We start from the raw sequence: 18,892 nt of genomic DNA, 5'->3' as shown, positions 1-18,892 counted from the left end.
CGCGCCGGGACGGCGCGCGCCTTCGACGGGGTCTCTCAGCCCCAGGCGAGCATGCGCAGGGGGTCTTCGAGCATGTCGCCGACGTCGCGGAGGACGCGGGAGCCGAGCTCGCCGTCGACGATGCGGTGGTCGAACGACAGCGCGAGCGTGGTGACCTTGCGGATCGCCAGCTCGCCCTCGTGCACCCAGGGCATGTCGCGGATCTGGCCGAAGGCCAGGATCGCGACCTCGCCGGGGGTGAGGATCGGGGTCCCGGTGTCCACGCCGAACACGCCGACGTTGGTGATGGTGATGGTGCCGTCGGACAGGTCGGCGGGGGACGCCTTGCCCGCGCGGGCCTTCTCCGCCAGCTCGGTCAGCGCGCGCGCCAGGTCGGGCAGGGACATGTCCTGCGCGTCCTTGATCTTCGGGACGATCAGTCCCCGCTCGGTGGCGGCGGCGATGCCGAGGTTGACGTAGCGCTTGACGACGATCTCCGCGCCGGACGGCCCGTCCGCCCAGGTGGAGTTCACCATCGGGTGGCGTGCCACGGCGGTGAGCAGCGCGCGCGCGACGAGCAGGAGCGGGGAGACCTTGACCCCGGCGAAGTCGGGGAGTTCGCGGAGCCGGGCCACCGCCTCCATCGTGCGGGTCACGTCGACCTGGAGGAACTCGGTGACGTGCGGTGCGGTGAACGCCGATCCCGAGACCGCGGCGGCGGTCGCCTTGCGGACGCCCTTGACCGCGATCCGCTCCTCGCGTTCGGCGGCGGCGCGCTGCGCCGGCACCGCCCCGGCGGCCTGCGCCGCGGCCGGTCCCGCCTGGGCGGCGAGGACGTCGTCGCGGGTGATCGAGCCGTTCGGGCCCGAGCCGGTGACCGTCGTCAGGTCGACGCCGAGGTCCTTGGCCATCTTCCGGACGGGCGGCTTGGCCAGCGGAAGCCCGTTTTCCACAGGCTGTGGACGAACGGGCGGCGCGGGCGGCCGGACGGCCGGTGCCGGCGGCGCCGGGGGCGCCGCCTGCGGTGCGGCCCGCGGTGGCGCGGGGGACGGGGCGGGCACCGGCGCCGCGCCGCCCGCCGCCTTGCGGGGACGGCGCTTGGTCGTCCCCTCCTTGACCCCGTAGCCGACCAGGACGGGCTGCCGTTTCGGCTGGTCGGGGGCCGTCATGCCGGGTTCGCCGGCGGACGGGACGCCCTCCTCGCGCATCGCCGCGGCCTGCGCCGGGGGCTCGGAGACCGGCGTCGCGACGCCGCCCTCGGCCTCGGTGCTCACCGCGATGATCGGCACCCCGACGTCCACGGTCTGGCCCTCGGTGACCAGCAGCTCGGCGACCACGCCCTCGAACGGGCAGGGCAGCTCCACGATCGCCTTGGCCGTCTCGATCTCCACGATCGTCTGGTTGACCTCGACGGTGTCGCCCGGCTGGACGTGCCACTTGACGATCTCCGCCTCGGTCAGCCCCTCGCCGACATCCGGCAGCTTGAACAGTTTCGGGCTCACTGGCGTCACCACGCGAAGGTCCGGTCGACCGCGTCGAGGATGCGGTCCAGGTCGGGCAGGTAGTGGTCCTCGAGGCGGGACGGCGGGTACGGGGTGGAGAACCCGCCGACGCGCAGCACCGGCGACTCCAGCCGGTAGAAGCACCTCTCGGTGATCCGCGCGGCCAGCTCGGCGCCGAACCCGCTGAACACCGGGGCCTCGTGGACGACGACGCAGCGTCCGGTGCGGTTCACCGAGTCCGTGATCGCGTCGATGTCGAGGGGGTTGAGCGAGCGCAGGTCGATGACCTCCAGGGACCGCCCCTCCTCGGCGGCGGCCGCGGCGGCCTCCAGGCAGGTCTTCACCTGCGGCCCGTAGGCCAGCAGCGTCACGTGCTCGCCGGGCCGGACGACCTTCGCGCCGTGCAGCGGCGCCCACGCGTCCGGCGCGGCGTCGACGTCGACCTCGGCCTTGTCCCAGTACCGGCGCTTCGGCTCGAAGAAGATCACCGGGTCGGGCGAGGCGATCGACTGCTGGATCATCGTGAACGCGTCCGCCGGGTTGGAGCAGGCGACGACGCGCAGCCCGGCGGTGTGGGTGAAGTACGCCTCGGGCGACTCCGAGTGGTGCTCGACCGCGCCGATGCCGCCGCCGCACGGGATGCGGACGACGACCGGCAGCGACAGCGCGCCCAGCGACCGCATGCCCATCTTGGCGAGCTGCGTGATGATCTGGTCGGCCGCGGGGAACACGAACCCGTCGAACTGGATCTCGCAGACCGGGCGGTACCCGCGCAGCGCGAGCCCGATCGCGGTGCCGACGATGCCGGACTCGGCCAGCGGGGTGTCGATCACCCGCTCCTCGCCGAAGTCCTTCTGCAGCCCGTCGGTGATCCGGAACACGCCGCCGAGCTTCCCGACGTCCTCGCCCATGACCAGGACCTTCGGGTCGTCCTCCATGGCCTTGCGCAGGCCGGCGTTCAGCGCCTTGCCGAGCGTCAGGGTCTCCGCGGTCACGACGGCACCTCTTCCTCGAAGGACGCCAGGTAGGCGGCGAACTGCTCCTGCTCCTCGGTCATCAGCGGATGGTCTTCTGCGTAGACGTGCTCGAACATCGACAGCGGCGCAGGGTCGGGCAGGGCCAGGCAGCCCTCCCGCAGCTCCTTGGCGACCTGCTTGGCCTCTGCCTCGACGTCGTCCAGGAACGCGGTGTCGGCGAGGTCGTTGCGGATCAGGTACGCCTTCACCCGCTCGATCGGGTCCTTGAGCTTCCACGCCTCCTCTTCGGCCTTCAGCCGGTAGCGCGTGGGGTCGTCGGTGGTGGTGTGGGCGCCCATCCGGTACGTGTACGCCTCGATCAGCGTGGGGCCCTGGCCCGTCCGCGCGTTCTCCAGCGCCTTCCTGGTGACGGCGAGGCACGCGAACACGTCGTTGCCGTCCACCCGCAGCCCGGGGAACCCGTAGCCCTGCGCGCGCCTGTACAGCGGGATGCGCGTCTGCTTCTCCAGCGGCTCGGAGATGGCCCACTGGTTGTTCTGGCAGAAGAACACGATCGGCGCGTTGAACACCGAGGCGAACACGAACGCCTCGTTCACGTCGCCCTGCGACGTCGCGCCGTCGCCGAAGTAGGCGATCGTGGCGCCGGCGGACGGCGTGCCCAGCACCCCGTCGCGCTGCACGCCCATCGCGTAGCCCGTCGCGTGCAGCGTCTGGCTGCCGATCACGACGGTGTACAGGTGGAAGCCGTGCTCGGCGGGGTCCCAGCCGCCGTGGTTCACGCCGCGGAACAGGCCGAGCAGGTTCAGCGGCGGGACGTCCCGGCACCACGCGACGCCGTGCTCGCGGTAGGTGGGGAAGACCATGTCGTGCTCGGACAGCGCGCGTCCCGAGCCGATCTGCGCGGCCTCCTGGCCGAGCAGCGACGCCCACAGGCCGAGCTCGCCCTGCCGGGTCAGCGCCACGGCCTCCCGGTCGATCCGGCGGACGATCACCAGGTCGCGGTACAGCCCGCGGACCTCGCCGGCGCTCAGGTCCAGCGGGTAGTCGGGATGCTCGACGCGCTCCCCCTCGGGGGTCAGCAGCCTGATGAGCTCGGGTTCGGCGAGCTCGGAGGCGCCTGGCGCGCCGCGCACGGAGTCGATCGTCATTGATGGCACTCCTCGTTCGGGGCCGGTACGCGGGATCGCCGCACAGCCGGCCGATGTCAGCGGCCCCGTCCCCGGTAAGGGACAAAACCCACCAAAGACATCGTGGCAGACGTCACACCCGGAGATGCAAGTGCCGCCGCCTATCTCCTACCCCGCTCCGGAGCCCTGATCCGCCGTGATCCGCGCCACGGCACGCGCCCGCGCGCCCCCGGCTACTCGCGGGACAGGGCCCGGGTCGCGCCCGCCGCGACGGTCAGGCCGAGGACCAGCCCGGCGGCCACGATGAGGTTGGCCACCCACTGGTAGATCCCGCTCGGCGCGAACTCGACCTCCTGGCCGAGGCTGCCGATGGGGAGCAGCAGGTCGAGCGTGTAGAAGAAGGCGTTGAAATGCGGCTTGTGGCCGGTGTCCAGGACGTCCGGCCGGTGGATGGAGAAGACGATCGTGCCGAACGCGAGCAGCCCGATCAGCCAGCTCGCCGCCCGGAACGGCCGGTACCCGTAGCCGACCAGGACGTCCTGCAGGAAGCCGACGACCTTCAGGGGGATGCCCTGCGTGCGGCGCCGGTCGCGGGCCTTGGCGAGCAGGACCGAGCGCCCGTCGGCGTCCAGGCCGAGGGACCGGTACGTCTGCGCGAGGCGCTCGTACGGCTGCGGCGCGTAGCCGTCGGTGTCGCGGCGCAGCCAGGCCAGCCGCTCGCGGGCGCTGAGCGGCGGGTCGAGCGTCTCGTACTGGAGGCCGTCGAGCTGCAGCCGGTCCGGCCACGTCGCCGCCTCGTCCCGCAGCAGGTTGATCCGCGCGTACGACAGGTCGGTGATCCCGGCGATCTTGTCCGCCGGGCGCAGCAGCAGCTCCTCCGCCTGGACGCGCTGCAGGCTCAGCGCGGTCCCCTGCTCGTGCCGCAGGTGCGCGCCGCGCAGGCTGAGCTGCCCCGTGACGTGCGCCCCGGAGAAGCTGACCGAGCCGTGCGCGGTGAACCCGTCCGAGCAGTACACGTCGGTCTCGACGGTGAGGTCGTCGGCGTTCAGCGCGGTCCGCTCGGGCGCCGACAGGTGCGCGCCGACGAACGACAGGTAGCCGCCGACGCGGGCGCCGCGCAGCCGGACCTCGCCCTCCGCGACGAACCCGCCGTCGCAGAACACGTTCGCCGCCACGTCCAGCCGGCTCGCGTAGAGCGCGGCGCCGGACGGGTTGTGCAGCCGCGCCTTCCGGAAGATCAGCTGGCCGCCGACCCGCGCGCCGGGCAGCCGGACCTCGCCGTTCGCCGCGAACCCCTGGTCGCAGTAGACGTTCGCCTCCACCGTCAGCCGGTCGGCGAGCAGCGCGTCCCCGCCCGGGTTGGACAGCTGGACGCCCGACATGTTCAGGATGCCGGTGATGTTCGCCCCGTCCAGCCAGAGGCCGCCGGAGATCCGGCTGCCCTCCAGCCACAGGTGGCCGTCCACCCGGGTGCCGGACGCGACCAGCCCCGGCAGCCGGCACCCCATCAGGTGGACGCTGTTCATGCTGGCCCAGTACAGGTGCGGCGCCGCGTCGAACGAGCAGCCGGTCAGCGCCAGCGGCACGCGGACCTCGGCGTGCCCGAGGTTCAGCGAGCCGGTGATCCGGGCGCCGCTCAGCCGGACGGCGGCGACCCGTCCCGGCTCCGGCTCCACCGCGCCCACCAGCAGCGCGACCAGCACCTCGGCCCTGACCATCCGGTCATGCCCCCAGTGCGTCGCGGACCCGGGATCGTCGTGCGCCGGGTCGCCGGTCGACAGGTCCACGGATTCGCCGCTCGGGAACGCCTCCCACAGGCGGCGCTCCGATGGGGTGAGGTCCTCGATGTTCATCGGACGGCTCCGGGTGGTGCGGGCGGGGTGCGGACAAGGGGGATGCGTGGGTCGCGAGTGCCAATGGTGCCGTACGCTTCAGGTCCGTAAGCAAAAGCGCAGATCAGTGAGGGGGCGACCGTGGCGCGTGTCGTCGTCGACGTCATGCTCAAGCCGGAGATCCTCGACCCGCAGGGCCAGGCGATCGCCCGGAAGCTGCCGCAGATGGGGTTCGACGGCGTCGTGGCCGTCCGGCAGGGCAAGCGGTTCGAGGTCGAGCTCGAGGGGCCGGCCGACGAGGCCGCGCTGGAGCGGGTCCGCCGGATCGCCGAGACCCTGCTCGCCAACCCGGTGATCGAGAACTTCGAGGTGCGGGTCCTGCAGCCCGAAGGGCTCGAACCCGAGGCTCCGGAGGGCCTTCCCGAGGGCGCACCGGCCGAGGCGCCGCAGGTCGAAGGGCAGCAGGTCCCGTCCGAGGGGCTCCAGGGCGAGGCGAAAGACCCGACAGTATAGCGGTTACGGAAGATTCCGGCGGGGAAGTCTTACCTGCGTCGAGTCGTCGAGCACGCTCCGGGTCCGGGGGCCTTGCCGGGACGCCCGGGGCATGACACGAGGTGTCCGGGGTGGATATGGAGTTCGCGCTCGCGCTGCCGCGCGAGGCGCCGAGCATTCCGGTGGTACGCCGGGTGGTGGGGGACGCGCTGCGGGGGCTGGGCGTCGCCGAGGACTGCGTCGCCGACATCCTGGTCGCCGCCTCCGAGGCGTGCACCAACGCGGTCCAGCACGCCCGCGCCACCGGGGACTACCGCGTCGCCGGGCGCGTCGACGACGGCACCTGCCTGCTGGAGATCGAGGACGGCGGCCACGGGCCGCGTCCCGTCCCGGCGGACCGGGGGGTTTTGAGCGAATCCGGGCGCGGGCTTAAAATCATGCGGGCGCTGGTGGACGATCTGGACATCGACCGCACGTCCGACCGGGGCACCATCGTCCACCTGCGGAAGCGCCTGACCTGGCGGGACGGGGCACTGGTGGGCGGCCTCGCCCGCCGGCTCATGCACACGGCCGGGTAGATTGGTACACGCGCGGGGGGAATGTGCGACGCGCGCAGCGGTGATCGGCGGATGAGACCCGACCGTCCCGGCCGCACCTCATTTCGGAGGAACAGAACAGATGGACGCTGCCCGGGTGGGGGTCATCACCTTCCCTGGTTCCCTGGACGACAAGGACGCCGCGCGCGCCGTGCGGCTCGCCGGCGCCGAGCCGGTCGCCCTCTGGCACGCCGACCACGACCTGCAAGGGGTCGACGCGGTCGTGCTGCCCGGAGGGTTCTCCTACGGGGACTACCTGCGGGCCGGCGCGATCGCCCGGTTCGCTCCGCTGATGACCGAACTGGTCGCGGCCGCCAAGGCAGGGCTGCCGGTCCTCGGCATCTGCAACGGCTTCCAGGTGCTCTGCGAGTCGCACCTGCTCCCGGGCGCGCTGCTGCCCAACGCGGGGCTGCACTTCGTCTGCCGCGACCAGCGGCTGCGCGTCGAGAACGCCGGCACCGCCTGGACCTCGGAGTACACCGAGGGCCAGGAGCTGGTGATCCCGGTCAAGAACGCGGACGGCCGCTACACCGCCGACCGCGAGACCCTGGCCGAACTGGCCGACTCCGGCCGGATCGTCGCCCGCTACCTCGACCTGAACCCCAACGGCTCCCTCGACGACATCGCCGGGATCTGCAACGAGGCCGGCAACGTGGTCGGTCTCATGCCGCATCCCGAGCACGCCGCGGAGTCGCTGACCGGCCCGTCCACCGACGGGCTCGGCTTCTTCACCTCGATCGTCAAGAGACTGGTCAACGCATGAGCGAGCAACGGCCCAACGCTTCCGGCCGCGCGGCGCGCGACGCCGCGCACGACGAGCCGTCGCTGGACTGGCTGGACGAGCTGAAGTCCGACGCCGACGACCCCGAGCTGCAGCCCGTCGACCCGTCGGTGACGCAGGCCTTCGAGGCGATCCTGGAGGAGGACCGGTCCAACTCGCCCGCCGCGTCGCCGACGCCGCAGGGACCGCCGGCCCCGCCCGCCCCGCAGGGGCCGTTCACCGGGCCGCTACCCGTGCTGAACGACGACGCGGCCGCGACGGGACGCACCACGCCGGACACGAGCGCCCCCTCGGACGACCTCGCGCGCGCGCTGGCAGAGGAGGGCGTCGCCGTCCCCCTGCCGCCGCACACCGACCCCACGCTCACCACCCCTGACCTGAGCGAGTACGCCGCGTTCCCGCCGCCTCCGCCCGCCGCGCCGCAGCGCGTCGCCGGCCCCGGGACCGGCCCGCAGCCCGCCATCGGCTCCGGCACGGGCCCGCAGCCCGCCGTCGGGCCGCAGGGGCAGTCCGGCCCCTGGGCGGGTCCCGGCGCGAGCCCGCAGGCCGTCCCCGGTCCCGCGACGGGCCCGCTGCCCGCCGTGAACCCGAACACCGGCCCGCTGCCGCCCGTCGGCCCGGCGACCGGTCCGCTGCCCGCGATCGGTTCCGGGACGGGCCCGCAGCCCGCCGTGGGATCGAACACCGGCCAGTTCCCGGCCGTCGGCCCGTCCACCAGCGGCCCGTTCCCGTCCGGCACCGGCCAGTTCCCGGCCGTCGGCTCCGGGACGGGGCCGCTGCCGCCCGTCGGCCCGGCGACCGGTCCGCTGCCCGCGATCGGGTCGGGCACCGGCCCGCAGCCCGCCGTGGGCTCCGGCACCGGCCCGCAGCCCGCCGTCGGCGGCCCGAACACCGGCCCGCAGCCCGCGGTCGGCGGCCCGAACACCGGGCCCCAGCACGCCGTCGGGTCCGGGACGGGCCCGCAGCCCGCCATCGGCGGGGGCGCCCGGCTCGCGATCGAGTCGTCCGTCAAGGCCGACCCCGGCACCGACACCGTCGCCATCGCCGCCGCCTCGCCGGACCGCCCGCAGCCGTACGTCGAGCTGGGCATGAACGACGAGGAGTACCAGCGCGTCCGGCACATCCTCGGCCGCCGCCCCACCTCCGCCGAGCTGGCGATCTACTCGGTGATGTGGAGCGAGCACTGCTCCTACAAGAGCTCCAAGGTCCATCTGCGCCAGTTCGGCGACAAGGCCCCCAAGACCGACAAGCTGCTCGTCGGCATGGGGGAGAACGCCGGCGTCGTCGACATCGGCCAGGGCTGGGCGGTCACCTTCAAGGTCGAGTCCCACAACCACCCGTCCTACGTCGAGCCGTACCAGGGCGCCGCGACCGGCGTCGGCGGGATCGTCCGCGACATCATGTCGATGGGCGCCCGCCCGATCGCCGTCATGGACTCGCTCCGCTTCGGCCCGGCCGACGCCCCCGACACCCAGCGCGTGCTGCCCGGCGTCGTCGCCGGCGTCGGCGGCTACGGCAACTCCCTCGGCCTGCCCAACATCGGCGGCGAGACCGTCTTCGACGCCTGCTACGAGGGCAACCCGCTGGTCAACGCCCTCTGCGTCGGCGTGATGAAGCACGAGGACATCAAGCGCGCCGTGGCCCCCGGCCCCGGCAACAAGGTGATCCTGTTCGGCGCCCTCACCGGCCCGGACGGCATCGGCGGCGCGTCCGTCCTCGCGTCCGCGACCTTCGACGAGGAGTCGCACACCAAGCGGCCGTCGGTCCAGGTCGGCGACCCGTTCATGGAGAAGCTGCTCATCGAGTGCTGCCTGGAGCTGTTCCGCGAGGACCTCGTGGTCGGCATCCAGGACCTCGGCGCCGCCGGCGTCTCCTGCGCGACGACGGAGCTGGCCGCCGCCGGCACCGGCGGCATGTACGTCGACCTCGACGCCGTCCCGCTGCGCGACGCGACCCTGCGCCCTGAGGAGATCCTCATGAGCGAGTCGCAGGAGCGCATGATGGCGGTCGTGTCGCCCGACAAGGTCGACCGCTTCATGGAGATCTGCGCCCGCTGGGAGATCCCCGCCACCGTCATCGGCCAGGTCACCGACACCCGCCGCCTCGTCATGACGTGGCGCGGCGAGACGATCGTCGACATCCCGCCGGTCACCGCCGCCGACGAGGGCCCCGTCTACGAGCGTCCCCTGGAGCCCCCGCACGACCTGGGCTCCCTCCAGTCCGACACCCCGGGCCGGCTGACCCGCCCGTCCAACGGCGACGAGCTGCGCCGCACCGTGCTGTGGCTCGCGGGCTCGCCGAACCTGGCGAGCAAGACGTGGGTGACCTCGCAGTACGACCGGTACGTGCTGGGCAACACCGTCCTCGCCATGCCGGACAACGCGGGCGTCGTCCGGATCGACGACGAGTCGGGCCTCGGCATCTCGCTGTCCCTGGACGGCAACGGCCGCTACACCCGGCTCGACCCGTACTCGGGCGCGCAGCTCGCGCTGTCCGAGGCGTACCGCAACGTGGCCGCCACCGGCGCCCGCCCCCTCGCCGTGACGAACTGCCTGAACTTCGGCTCCCCGGAGGACCCGGGCGTCATGTGGCAGTTCGCCCGCGCCGTCGAGGGCCTCGCGGACGCCTGCCAGTACCTCGGCATCCCGGTGACCGGCGGCAACGTCAGCTTCTACAACCAGACCGGCACCACGCCGATCAACCCGACCCCGGTCATCGGCGTCCTCGGCGTCCACGACGACGTCCGCCGCCGCGTGGACATGGCGCTCACCTCCGACGGCGCCACGATCGCGCTGCTCGGCGAGACCCGCGAGGAGTTCGGCGGCTCCGAATGGGCGCACGTCGTCTACAACCACCTCGGCGGCCTGCCGCCGCTGGTCGACCTGAAGGCGGAGGCGGCCCTGGCGTCCGTCATGGTCACCGCGATCCGCGAGGGCCTCCTGACGGCCGTCCACGACCTGTCGGACGGCGGCCTGTCGCAGACCCTGGTGGAGTCCTGCCTGCGCGGCGGCCTCGGCGCCCGGATCACCCTGCCCGGCGACCCGTTCGTCACGCTGTTCAGCGAGTCGGTGGCCCGCGCCATGGTCGCGGTCCGTCCCGGCGGCGAGGCCCGCCTGGCGGCCCTCTGCGAGTCGGCGGGCGTCCCGGTCACCCAGATCGGCGTCGCCGGCGGCGACGCGCTGAACGTCGCGGGGCGCGGCCCGGAGGGCGACCAGCAGGAGCTGTTCTCCATCCCCCTCGCCGAACTCCGCGAGGCCAACGAGCGCATGCTCCCCAGCTACGCGAACTGACCCGCACGACCACGGAAGGGCGCCCCAAGGGGGCGCCCTTCTCGTATTTTCGTGAGGCATGTCCCGCGCGATCCGAACTGCCACTGAGGCCGACGCTCCCGCGATCGCCCGCCTGCACCTGTCCTCGTACCGTGCCGCCTACCGCGGCCTCCTCCCGGACGGCTTCCTCGCCGCCTACGACCCCGCCGAACGCGAGCACCGGTGGCGCGAAAGGCTCCGCGACCCGTCCCGCACCACGTTCGTCACCACGCCCGCCATGGTGGCCTTCGCCGAGACCGGCCCGTCACACGACGTCCCTCACACGGGCGAACTGCTGGCCCTGCACGTGGCCGAGTCACATTGGCGGCAAGGGATCGGCGGCGCACTCCACGCGCACGCCCTCAACGCCCTTTCCGGCCTTGGCTACGAAAGCGCCGTCCTCTGGGTCCTCGACGGCAACCGGCGCGCCTGCGCCTTCTACGAGGCCGCCGGCTGGGCCTTCACCGGCGAGACCCGCCGCCGGACCGTCCGCGGCACCGCCGTCGACGAACTCCGCTACCGCCGCGAACTGCGTCCGCGCCGTAGCCTGCGGGTGTGAAGGAGATCGTGACGTACGTCGAGATGACCGACCGCGCGCAGCTGGTCGCGGCCGCCCCCGTCCCCGGCCTGGTCCTGGAACCCCTGGACCGGACCTCGCCCCTCGTCCCGGACGTCCTCGCCCGCGTCGGCGCCCCGTACGGCTGGAGAAGCTCCCGCCGCACCCCCGACGAATGGCGGGCCTGGTTCGACGAGAACCCCCGCCGGGCGTTCGGCCTGCTGTCCTTCACCGACGACCACGCCGGCATCGTCGCCTACGACCCCCAGGACCACGAGGTCGAGATCAAGAGCTTCGGGCCTGCTCCCCGACTTCGTCGGCAAGGGCCTCGGCGGCTACGCGCTGACCCTGGGAATTCAGCACGCGTGGGAACTGTCCCCGACGGCCGCCCGGGTGTGGCTCCACACCTCGTCCTTCGACCACCCCAGCGCCCTCCCCAACTACCACCGCCGAGGCTTCCGCACCTTCAAGACCGAAGAAGGCGAACGAACCTGATCGCCTCGCCCCCCGCCCGCGCCTGAGGCGGTCGCCCTTCATCCCGGACGGGCGGGGTCCTGCCGGGCGGCGGGGATTCCGAGGGCTTTGCAGAGCTCCTCGAAGACCTCTTCGACAAAGCCGCCCGTGGCGCTGAGGGCCCGCACGACGGGTTCGGCTTCGGCGCGGTACCCCGCCTCTGCGGACCAACGGATAGCGCGGCGGGCGATGTCCTCGACCGGGCCGCACATGTCGGTGAGCGCCGTGCGCAAACGTTCGCGTTCCCGCAGGTACTCCGGATCGTCGTCGAGCATGCGAGGGGTCTCCTCGCCGTCCACCCACTCGATGACCGGAACGACCAGGTGCGCCAGGACGCCTTCCATCTCGAGCACCGCCGACCAGGGGCCGTTCACGGGGTCGGCGCCGAGGACGCACGCGCCGTCGCTGTCGAGGACGAAGGCGCCGAGCACGGGCCGGGCGGTCTCGTGCATCACCTCGATGAGCACCGTGCGCCAATCGAGGTATTGGTCGTGGCGGAACTGGACGCATTGCCAGCCGTCCCCGTGCTGCCAGGAGGCCATGCCGAGGGCGGCCCAAGAGGACAGCGCGTCCAGCGTCCCCGCGGGACGAGGGGATCGGACGAAGGCGAGGGTGCCCCAGAAGCCCATTCGGCGGTCAGAAGACCGAAATGTGGACGTGGTCGAAGTGGTTGGCGGTCACGCCGCCGCGGTTCTCCATCATGCGCCAGCCGGGGCTGCGGAGGTCGTAGATGCGCTGGCGCCAGATGATGTACTTGATGCCGAGGGCGCTCGCGTGGGCGATGGCGTAGGCGGCCGTGGCGTCGCCGTGGGCCTTGGCGGCGCCGGTGGCCATGACACCGCCGGTGGTGACCATGAAGTCGCAGGCGTGGCCGGTGCCGTGGTCCTGCGGGTCGCCGGTGGTGCGGACGCAGCCGATCGTGGGGAAGGGGCCCTCTTCCTGGTCGATGACGGTCTTGACGTTCATCATGCGCGGGGTGACGCCGCCCATGCCGACGCTCGGTGACTGCGGCTTGTACTTCTTGACCAGGGCCTCGACGCGCTTCTTCTGGCCGAGGAGGTCCTTGATCTCCTTCTGCAGCTCGGTGATCTTCTGCTGGGCCTGGGTGTGCGCCTTGGCCTGCTCGTCGACGAGCTTGCCGATCTGCGCGACCTTCGCCGTCTTGTTCTGCGAGAGGTGCTCGATGAGGGTGTAGCCGCTCAGCATGTCGGACGGGTTGCCGGCGGCGAGCATGGAGATGGTGGGGCCCTGGCCGTCCGTCATGTACTGGGTGGCGGCCATCTGGGCGACGAGGGAGCGGGCGTCGTTGAGGTCGCCCTGCAGGCTCTCGGACTTCTGCAGCGCCTTCTTCGCGGCGTACTGGGCGTCCTTCAGCTTGGCGAGGTCGCCGCCGTAGGCCTTGTCGAGCTTGGCGATCTGGGCGTTCATCCTGGCGAACTTGCCGCTGTCGCCGGGGTCGGACGGCAGTGCGGCGGGGGTGCGCGGCGCGGCGGAGGAGGGGGCGGCGGTGCCGGCCAGCGGCAGGGCGACGGCGATGAGGGCCAGGGCCGCGCGCCGGGTTCGTCTCCGGAGGGTGGAGGTGGGGGACTCCACGTCTGCTCCTCTCCGGCCGGACCCGGGGGCGCCCGGCCGAATGCCAACGGACGGCGAGGGGGCCGTCCTTGTCCTCGCCAAGGTTAAACGGCTGTGACGGGTGGGACGGTTCAACGCCCAGAAGCCCGGCCCCCATGGGGGGCCGGGCCATCCTACGGGAGGGTCAGAGGTTGCTCTTGTAGAGCAGCCGGTTGGCCTGGCTGCGCATGCGGCCGAGGACGTTCTTGGTGGAGTTGTCGTTCAGCCACTTCTGCACCGTGGGGAAGGACGCGTTGGGGTGCGTCTGCAGGTAGAGGGCGGCGGTGCCGGCGACGAACGGCGAGGCCATGGACGTGCCGCTCTCCAGGCCGGTCTTGTTGCCGGGCAGCGTCGACCGGATGTCGTAGCCGGGGGCGTTGATGTCCACGCACTTGCCCCAGTTGGAGAAGGTGGCGCGGTTGTCGTAGGACGTGGTGGCGCCGACGGCCATGACCCAGCCCGCGCCGGACGGCGAGGACTTGCACGCGTCGGCGTTGTCGTTGCCCGCCGCGACGGAGACGAAGACGCCGGACCGGGACAGGTTCTCCACGGCGGTGTTCAGGGCGGCGGACTTGGGCGCGCCGATCGAGATGTTCGCCACGGCCGGCTTGGCGGCGTGCGTGCGCAGCCACTGCGCGGCGGACACGAGGTCGGACACGTAGCCCGTGCCGTCGCAGTCGAGGACGCGGAGCGCGCGCAGCTTGACGCCCTTGGCGACGCCGTAGGTGGACGACCCGATGATGCCGGCGACGTGGGTGCCGTGGCCGTTGCAGTCGGCGCCGTTGCCGTTGTAGGTGGGAGCGACCCAGGCGATGGCGGCGCGGCCGCCGAACTGCGTGTGGGTGACGTCGAGGCCGGAGTCGATGACGTAGGCGGTGACGTTCTTGGCCAGCGAGGTGTAGTGGTAGCTCTTCGACAGCGGCCGCTTGCGCTGGTCGATGCGGTCGAGGCCCCAGGGCGCGGAGCCCTGCGTCCCCTGGGCCTTCATGACCTGGTCCTGCTCGATGGCGGCGACGCGGCTGTCGCGGCGGAGCTTGTCGAGCTGGGCGCCGGTCAGCTTCGCGGCGAAGCCGTTGAGGACGCCGTCGAAGCGCTGGGCGCCGGTGGCCTTCACCTTGTTGACGGCCGACTCGGCGGACGCGCCCTTCTTCAGGGTGACGATGTAGCGGCCGGGCACGGGGGTGCCCTCGGCGGCGGTCACCTTGACGAGGGAGGGGGAAGAGGAGTCCGCGAGGACGGGGAAGGCCGCCGCGCCGCCGACGCACGCCGCGACGACGCCGGCCAACAGGAGCCTCCGGTGGACAGCCCGCAAGGCGTGTCTCCTTCTGCCGGGGGGCCGCGCTCTCGGCGGCCCGTCAGAAGATCGGGAATTCGATCGAGGGGAAACCCTAGCGGAACTATCCCGAAATAGGCCGCAAAGCGGACGGGTTGGACGGGTCGCGCGGCGGCCGGAGTCGGCCGTCAACCGGAAGGCCACCTCAAGAGACGGTTCCGATCCGGTCGCGCGCGGGCGGGGTCAGCCGCGCGACAGCTTCCCGGAGTAGGCGAGCTTCGTGCCGGGCCTGCTCCACGCGTACTGGAGCGTCCCGTCCGGCATCCGCTTGATCTGGACGGTCCCGGACGTGCAGGGCGCCGGGATGGCGAGGTCCATGGTCAGGTTGCTCTGCGTGCCGCTCTTGAGCGTGAGCGTCCCGGTGCAGCGCTCCCGCGGGTACACCGCGCGCGGTGGTGGCCCCGGTCTGGAACGTCACCTCGACGGGGAAGGACGCGTGCTGGCCGGCGTTCACCACCGTGCCCTTCCAGGTCCCCGCGAACGGGCCGGGGACCGTGCTCACCGGCTGGTTGGCGGACGCGTTGGTCTGGTTGGTGGGCGGGTCGCCGTCGTCCTTCAGCTGCGGCCACAGCACGAGCACGATGATGGCGATGCCCACGCCGACGCCGATGACGAGCGACAGCGCCACGCCCAGGACGTGGTTGCTGGGACGGCGCATCCGGCCGAGGGCCAGGAGCGCCGACCCCTTCCGGTCGCCACCGCCGCCCTGCTCGGCCCGCAGGCCGGGGATCAGGTGCGACGCCGTCGTCGAGTCCGGCGCGTCCGGCGCGTCCGGCATGTCGAGGGGGTCGAACATGGCGGTCGGGGCGGGGTCGTGCCGGCCGGGGGGCTCGGGGACGGCGCTCAACGTGGCCGTGGCGTCCGCCGACGGGGCGACCACGTTGAACGTGGTGGTCGCCTCGAAGGCGGCCGGGTCCAGATCAGGCACGGACGGCGCCGGGCCGCCGGAACCGGCGGGGCCTTCCGGCTCGGGCTTCTGCTTGTCCTTCCCCAGCGAAGTAGAGGACAGGAACTGTGAGAGCTTCCGGAAGGGACGTGACGGCGGCGGCTGGAACGCGTGCCGGGCCGTCGTGGGCGGCGGCTGCGTCCCGGGCGCGTTGCCGGGAGGCGGGGGCATGAATTCCTGCTGGGGCGGCGGACCCTGAGGGGCGACCATGGGTGCGCCGACGGGACCGCCCACAGGAGAAGGCGATGTCCCCATGGGGACGCCCATAGGCGAGCGTGGCGGCCCCGGCGGCATGGGCGCCGGCCCGGCGCCGGGTGGCGGCCCCTGCGGCGGCGGCCCTTGCGGTGGTGGCGGCACCTGTGCGGAGGGCCCTTGCGGTGAGGGCGACCTGAGGGGCTGCCCCAGGCCGGCGAGCGGCGGCGCTTGGACCGGCGGCTGCGCCGGAGGCTGAGGGGGCGGCGGGGTGGCCTGCGCGGCCGGTACGGCGCTCGTGGCGAGCGCACGGCCCTCGTCCAGCATCGATGCGGGCAGGCGCCCAGCGAGCGCGCTGCTCTCCCCCAGGAGCCGTTCGAGTACCTGCTTGGCGGTGGGACGCGCGGCGGGGTCCTTGGCGAACGCGTCGCGCATCACGTCTCGCAGGGACGGCGGTGCCTCCGACAGGTCCGGCTCCTCGTAGATGATGTGCTGCATCACCTCCGACGGGGAGCCGTCCCCGAAGGGCGCCTTGCCCGTCGCCGCGAAGAGCATGGTGGCGGCCCAGGCGAAGACGTCGGCGGCGGGGCCTATGCCGCTGCCGCTGAGTTGCTCGGGCGCCTTGTAGGCGGGGTCTTCGGTGATGCGTCCGGTGGGCGCGGCGTTAACGGCCTCCAGCGCGCGCGCTATCCCGAAGTCCGACATCCGGGGGCCGTTCCTGCCGAGCAGGATGTTCCCCGGCTTCAGGCCGTGGTGGACGGCGCCCGCCCGGTGGACGGCGGCCAGCGCGACCGCCGCACCGACGGCCACGCGTTCCACCACGGCGCCGCCGCGCTTCCCCTCCTCGTCCACGAGCTGCTGCAGGGAAGGCCCGTCCACCCACTCGCTCACCACGTAGGGACGGTCGCCCTCCACATCGGCGCTGAGGATCGCCGCCGTGCAGAAGCCTGAGACCTTCTGGGCGGACGCGAAGGCGTTGGCGAACCGGGAGCGCGCCACGGGCTCGCCGCTCAGCCGGACGTGCAGGAGCTTCACGGCGACGAGGCCGCCCGCAGGGTCCCGGCCGAGGAAGACGGCGCCCTGCTCGCCGACGCCCAGCCGGCCCGTGACCTCGTACGAGCCGAGCCGTCGCGGGTCACCGGGCTGCAGGGGCAGCGCCTCGGGCATCTGACGAACCTCCGTGTCCTCCGGGGACCGCGTCCCCGGCTTCCCCGTTCCTTTCGAGTCCCCATGCGTGCCTGCTACCGGGGTCCATTTTTACCGTGTGTGAGGCGTTCGGGTGCCATCGACGGCGGAGCGCCCCGCCCTGCCGCCGCCGAACACCCTCGTCCGGCGGCCCTCAGGCACCCGCCGCCCGGCGGTCTCCCGCTCCCTTCCGCCGGCGGCGACCCGGTAGCGTCGGGACGGTGCCGCGAACACCCCTCTCCACCGCCGTGCTGAACGAGCAGCGCGCCGCCCTGGGCCTGCCGCCCTTCCCCGGCCCGGACGAGGCCGCCGCGCTGCGCCGCGCGGCCCTGGAGACCGTTCTGGCGGCCCTGGACGCGGGCAAGGACCTGGCCGGGGACGTGTCCCGCCCGGTCGTCCGCGGCGCCGTCCGGTTCCTGCTCGACCGGCTCGCGGAGCTGGCGCCGGGCCGGTCGGTCGAGGTGCGCGTCCCTCCGCACGCCGCCGTGCAGTGCATCGCCGGCCCGCACCATACCCGGGGAACCCCGCCGAATGTGGTGGAGATGGACGCCGGGACCTGGATCGCGCTGGCGACGGGACGGCTGAGCTGGGAGGACGCCGTCACCGCCAACCGGGTGAGGGCCAGTGGCGCGCGCGCGGACCTGTCCGCGCAGGTCCCGCTGCCGCTCGGCTGATCGGGTTTACCGGGCCTGACCTGCGCCGCCGGGCGCCGTGTCCGATTCGTGCCTTGCCTGGCGCGCCGGGCGCTGCGAGCGTGGGGGCCGACCGTCGGGGCACCGCATCGGCGAGACGCCGTGCAGGAGGTGGACCCGTGCTCGTTGCGCATTGGACGTTCGACGTCGAGACCGTCGACGGCCGCCGGGTGGCGGACGCCGCCGGGGGCGGGCCGGTCGCGGAGCTGAACGAGTCCGCGCAGATCGTCCCGGGGCGGCACGGGGAGGCGCTGAGCCTGGACGGCCGCGGCCGGGCGCTGATCCCCGCGATGCCGCAGCTGGTGCTGAGCCAGGTGTTCGGGTTCAGCGTGGCGTTCTTCGTCCGGGTGGTGGAGGAGCCGACCGGCGAGTGGCGGAGCCTGCTCTACAAGCCGGTGGCGGAGAGCGATGCGCGCGCGCTCGGCATGTGGCTCTACCCGGACGCCATGCGCATGCGTGTGCAGCTGTTCACCATCAAGGGGCCTGAGTACGTGGACAGCCACGCGAGGCTGACCCTGGGGGACTGGACCCACGTCGCCTTCGTCGTGGATCAGGAAGGCATGTTCCTCTACATCAACGGCCGTCTCGACACGGGCATGTCCCTGGAGCACGCCGTCGTGACGCCGGCCGGGCCCATCTACCTGGGCAGCGAACCCACCAAGCCCGGTTTCGGGGGCCTGATGGACGATTTCCGGGTCTACGCGTCGCCCCTGACCGCCGAGGCGGTGGCCGCCCTCGCCGCCCAGGAAGCGGGCTGACAAGGGACCCGGCTCAGGGGGCCGGAGTATCGCGGATGAACGGGAACTCATGCTCCACGCACTCTTGGCGCGCCGCGTCGTCCGGGTAGCGGGACGTGTCCCCGCACGTCGCCGCCTTGCTCAGCAACCAGGACAGCGCGAGGGCGCCCACCACGACGGCTATCCCGGAGCACACGACCCCCGCCACTGCGGGCCACCGCTCGGACTGCCCGCGGACGAGAGCGATCGTCCCCAGGACAAGCCCCACGAGCGCCGGGATCAGCCCCAGGAGGCAGAGGGCGAGCCCTAGGAGCCCGACGATGCCGAGCACCAGGGAGGCCCGTGCCAGCCCGCTCCGCCTGGGCGGAGCGGGAGGCGAATAGGTCCGGTACCCAGGCAGCGTCATGCGTCCCTCCACGTGTCGGCCACCAGATTTGCGTGCGGACGCTGAAAGCCGTGCTCGCGGGGAGTAAAGGTCGCTTAAGGAGATCCACCGATCCGAGCAGGTGAAGGGGGCATCTAGACTGGCTGAT

The 18,892-nt window shown here is 72.8% G+C and carries 16 protein-coding genes and 1 pseudogene; 8 read left to right on the top strand and 9 right to left on the bottom strand.

Annotated features, from left to right (window positions below):
- Positions 1-35: 35 nt before the first annotated feature.
- From J4557_RS29740 to J4557_RS29725, 4 genes are all read right to left on the bottom strand, one after another.
- Complete coding sequence (locus J4557_RS29740; RefSeq protein ID WP_307800284.1) at positions 36-1,481, bottom strand: dihydrolipoamide acetyltransferase family protein; 1,446 nt, start codon at positions 1,479-1,481, stop codon at positions 36-38.
- 5 nt (positions 1,482-1,486) lie between these two features.
- Entirely contained in the window at positions 1,487-2,476 is a 990-nt protein-coding gene (locus J4557_RS29735; RefSeq protein ID WP_208270060.1) for an alpha-ketoacid dehydrogenase subunit beta, read from the bottom strand.
- On the bottom strand, positions 2,473-3,606 hold the full coding sequence (pdhA, locus tag J4557_RS29730) for a pyruvate dehydrogenase (acetyl-transferring) E1 component subunit alpha (protein WP_208270059.1): 1,134 nt from the start codon (positions 3,604-3,606) through the stop codon (positions 2,473-2,475). The genes J4557_RS29735 and pdhA overlap by 4 nt, the downstream gene beginning before the upstream one ends.
- 212 nt (positions 3,607-3,818) lie before the next feature.
- Complete coding sequence (locus J4557_RS29725) at positions 3,819-5,438, bottom strand: hypothetical protein (protein ID WP_208270058.1); 1,620 nt, start codon at positions 5,436-5,438, stop codon at positions 3,819-3,821.
- Positions 5,439-5,558: 120 nt separating this feature from the next.
- Between J4557_RS29725 and purS the strand changes: the two are divergent.
- The 6 genes and pseudogenes from purS to J4557_RS29695 form a co-directional block, all read left to right on the top strand.
- Positions 5,559-5,795 (top strand): annotated as a pseudogene (gene purS, locus J4557_RS29720) (phosphoribosylformylglycinamidine synthase subunit PurS); the annotation flags it as partial.
- Positions 5,796-6,046: 251 nt separating this feature from the next.
- Positions 6,047-6,487, top strand: coding sequence for an ATP-binding protein (locus tag J4557_RS29715; RefSeq protein WP_243776571.1), 441 nt, complete (start codon positions 6,047-6,049; stop codon positions 6,485-6,487).
- 100 nt (positions 6,488-6,587) lie between these two features.
- Positions 6,588-7,268, top strand: a complete 681-nt coding sequence (gene purQ, locus J4557_RS29710) for a phosphoribosylformylglycinamidine synthase subunit PurQ (protein ID WP_173097141.1) — start codon at positions 6,588-6,590, stop codon at positions 7,266-7,268.
- A gap of 1,013 nt (positions 7,269-8,281) precedes the next feature.
- The gene (purL, locus tag J4557_RS29705) at positions 8,282-10,576 is read left to right on the top strand and encodes a phosphoribosylformylglycinamidine synthase subunit PurL (RefSeq protein WP_208270188.1); all 2,295 of its coding nucleotides are present in this window, start codon (positions 8,282-8,284) and stop codon (positions 10,574-10,576) included.
- 58 nt (positions 10,577-10,634) lie between these two features.
- Positions 10,635-11,153: a GNAT family N-acetyltransferase gene (locus J4557_RS29700; RefSeq protein ID WP_208270056.1), complete on the top strand. Its 519-nt coding sequence runs from the start codon at positions 10,635-10,637 to the stop codon at positions 11,151-11,153.
- The gene (locus J4557_RS29695) at positions 11,150-11,671 is read left to right on the top strand and encodes a hypothetical protein (protein WP_208270055.1); all 522 of its coding nucleotides are present in this window, start codon (positions 11,150-11,152) and stop codon (positions 11,669-11,671) included. The genes J4557_RS29700 and J4557_RS29695 overlap by 4 nt, the downstream gene beginning before the upstream one ends.
- A gap of 12 nt (positions 11,672-11,683) precedes the next feature.
- On the opposite strand, the gene J4557_RS29690 is transcribed toward J4557_RS29695, so the two are convergent.
- The 4 genes from J4557_RS29690 to J4557_RS29675 all read right to left on the bottom strand — a co-directional run bounded on the left by J4557_RS29690 (position 11,684) and on the right by J4557_RS29675 (position 16,912).
- Positions 11,684-12,292: a hypothetical protein gene (locus J4557_RS29690; protein ID WP_208270054.1), complete on the bottom strand. Its 609-nt coding sequence runs from the start codon at positions 12,290-12,292 to the stop codon at positions 11,684-11,686.
- Between the two features lie 7 nt (positions 12,293-12,299).
- Entirely contained in the window at positions 12,300-13,256 is a 957-nt protein-coding gene (locus J4557_RS29685) for a coiled-coil domain-containing protein (protein ID WP_208270053.1), read from the bottom strand.
- Positions 13,257-13,419: 163 nt separating this feature from the next.
- Positions 13,420-14,586, bottom strand: a complete 1,167-nt coding sequence (locus tag J4557_RS29680) for a S8 family peptidase (RefSeq protein WP_208270052.1) — start codon at positions 14,584-14,586, stop codon at positions 13,420-13,422.
- 166 nt (positions 14,587-14,752) lie between these two features.
- Complete coding sequence (locus J4557_RS29675; protein WP_208270051.1) at positions 14,753-16,912, bottom strand: serine/threonine protein kinase; 2,160 nt, start codon at positions 16,910-16,912, stop codon at positions 14,753-14,755.
- A 239-nt stretch (positions 16,913-17,151) separates the two neighbouring features.
- Between J4557_RS29675 and J4557_RS29670 the strand changes: the two genes are divergently transcribed.
- Positions 17,152-17,604, top strand: coding sequence for a sterol carrier family protein (locus J4557_RS29670; RefSeq protein WP_208270050.1), 453 nt, complete (start codon positions 17,152-17,154; stop codon positions 17,602-17,604).
- 137 nt (positions 17,605-17,741) lie between these two features.
- Positions 17,742-18,380 (top strand): LamG domain-containing protein, encoded by a 639-nt coding sequence (locus J4557_RS29665; RefSeq protein ID WP_208270049.1) that lies wholly within the window; start codon positions 17,742-17,744, stop codon positions 18,378-18,380.
- 13 nt (positions 18,381-18,393) lie between these two features.
- Here J4557_RS29665 and J4557_RS29660 read toward each other — a convergent pair whose 3' ends face one another.
- Positions 18,394-18,765 (bottom strand): DUF4190 domain-containing protein, encoded by a 372-nt coding sequence (locus J4557_RS29660; RefSeq protein WP_208270048.1) that lies wholly within the window; start codon positions 18,763-18,765, stop codon positions 18,394-18,396.
- Positions 18,766-18,892 lie beyond the last annotated feature (127 nt).

The sequence above is a fragment of the Actinomadura nitritigenes genome, assembly GCF_017573545.1.
Lineage (GTDB): Bacteria > Actinomycetota > Actinomycetes > Streptosporangiales > Streptosporangiaceae > Spirillospora > Spirillospora nitritigenes.
This window is presented reverse-complemented; position numbering and strand designations above follow the sequence as displayed.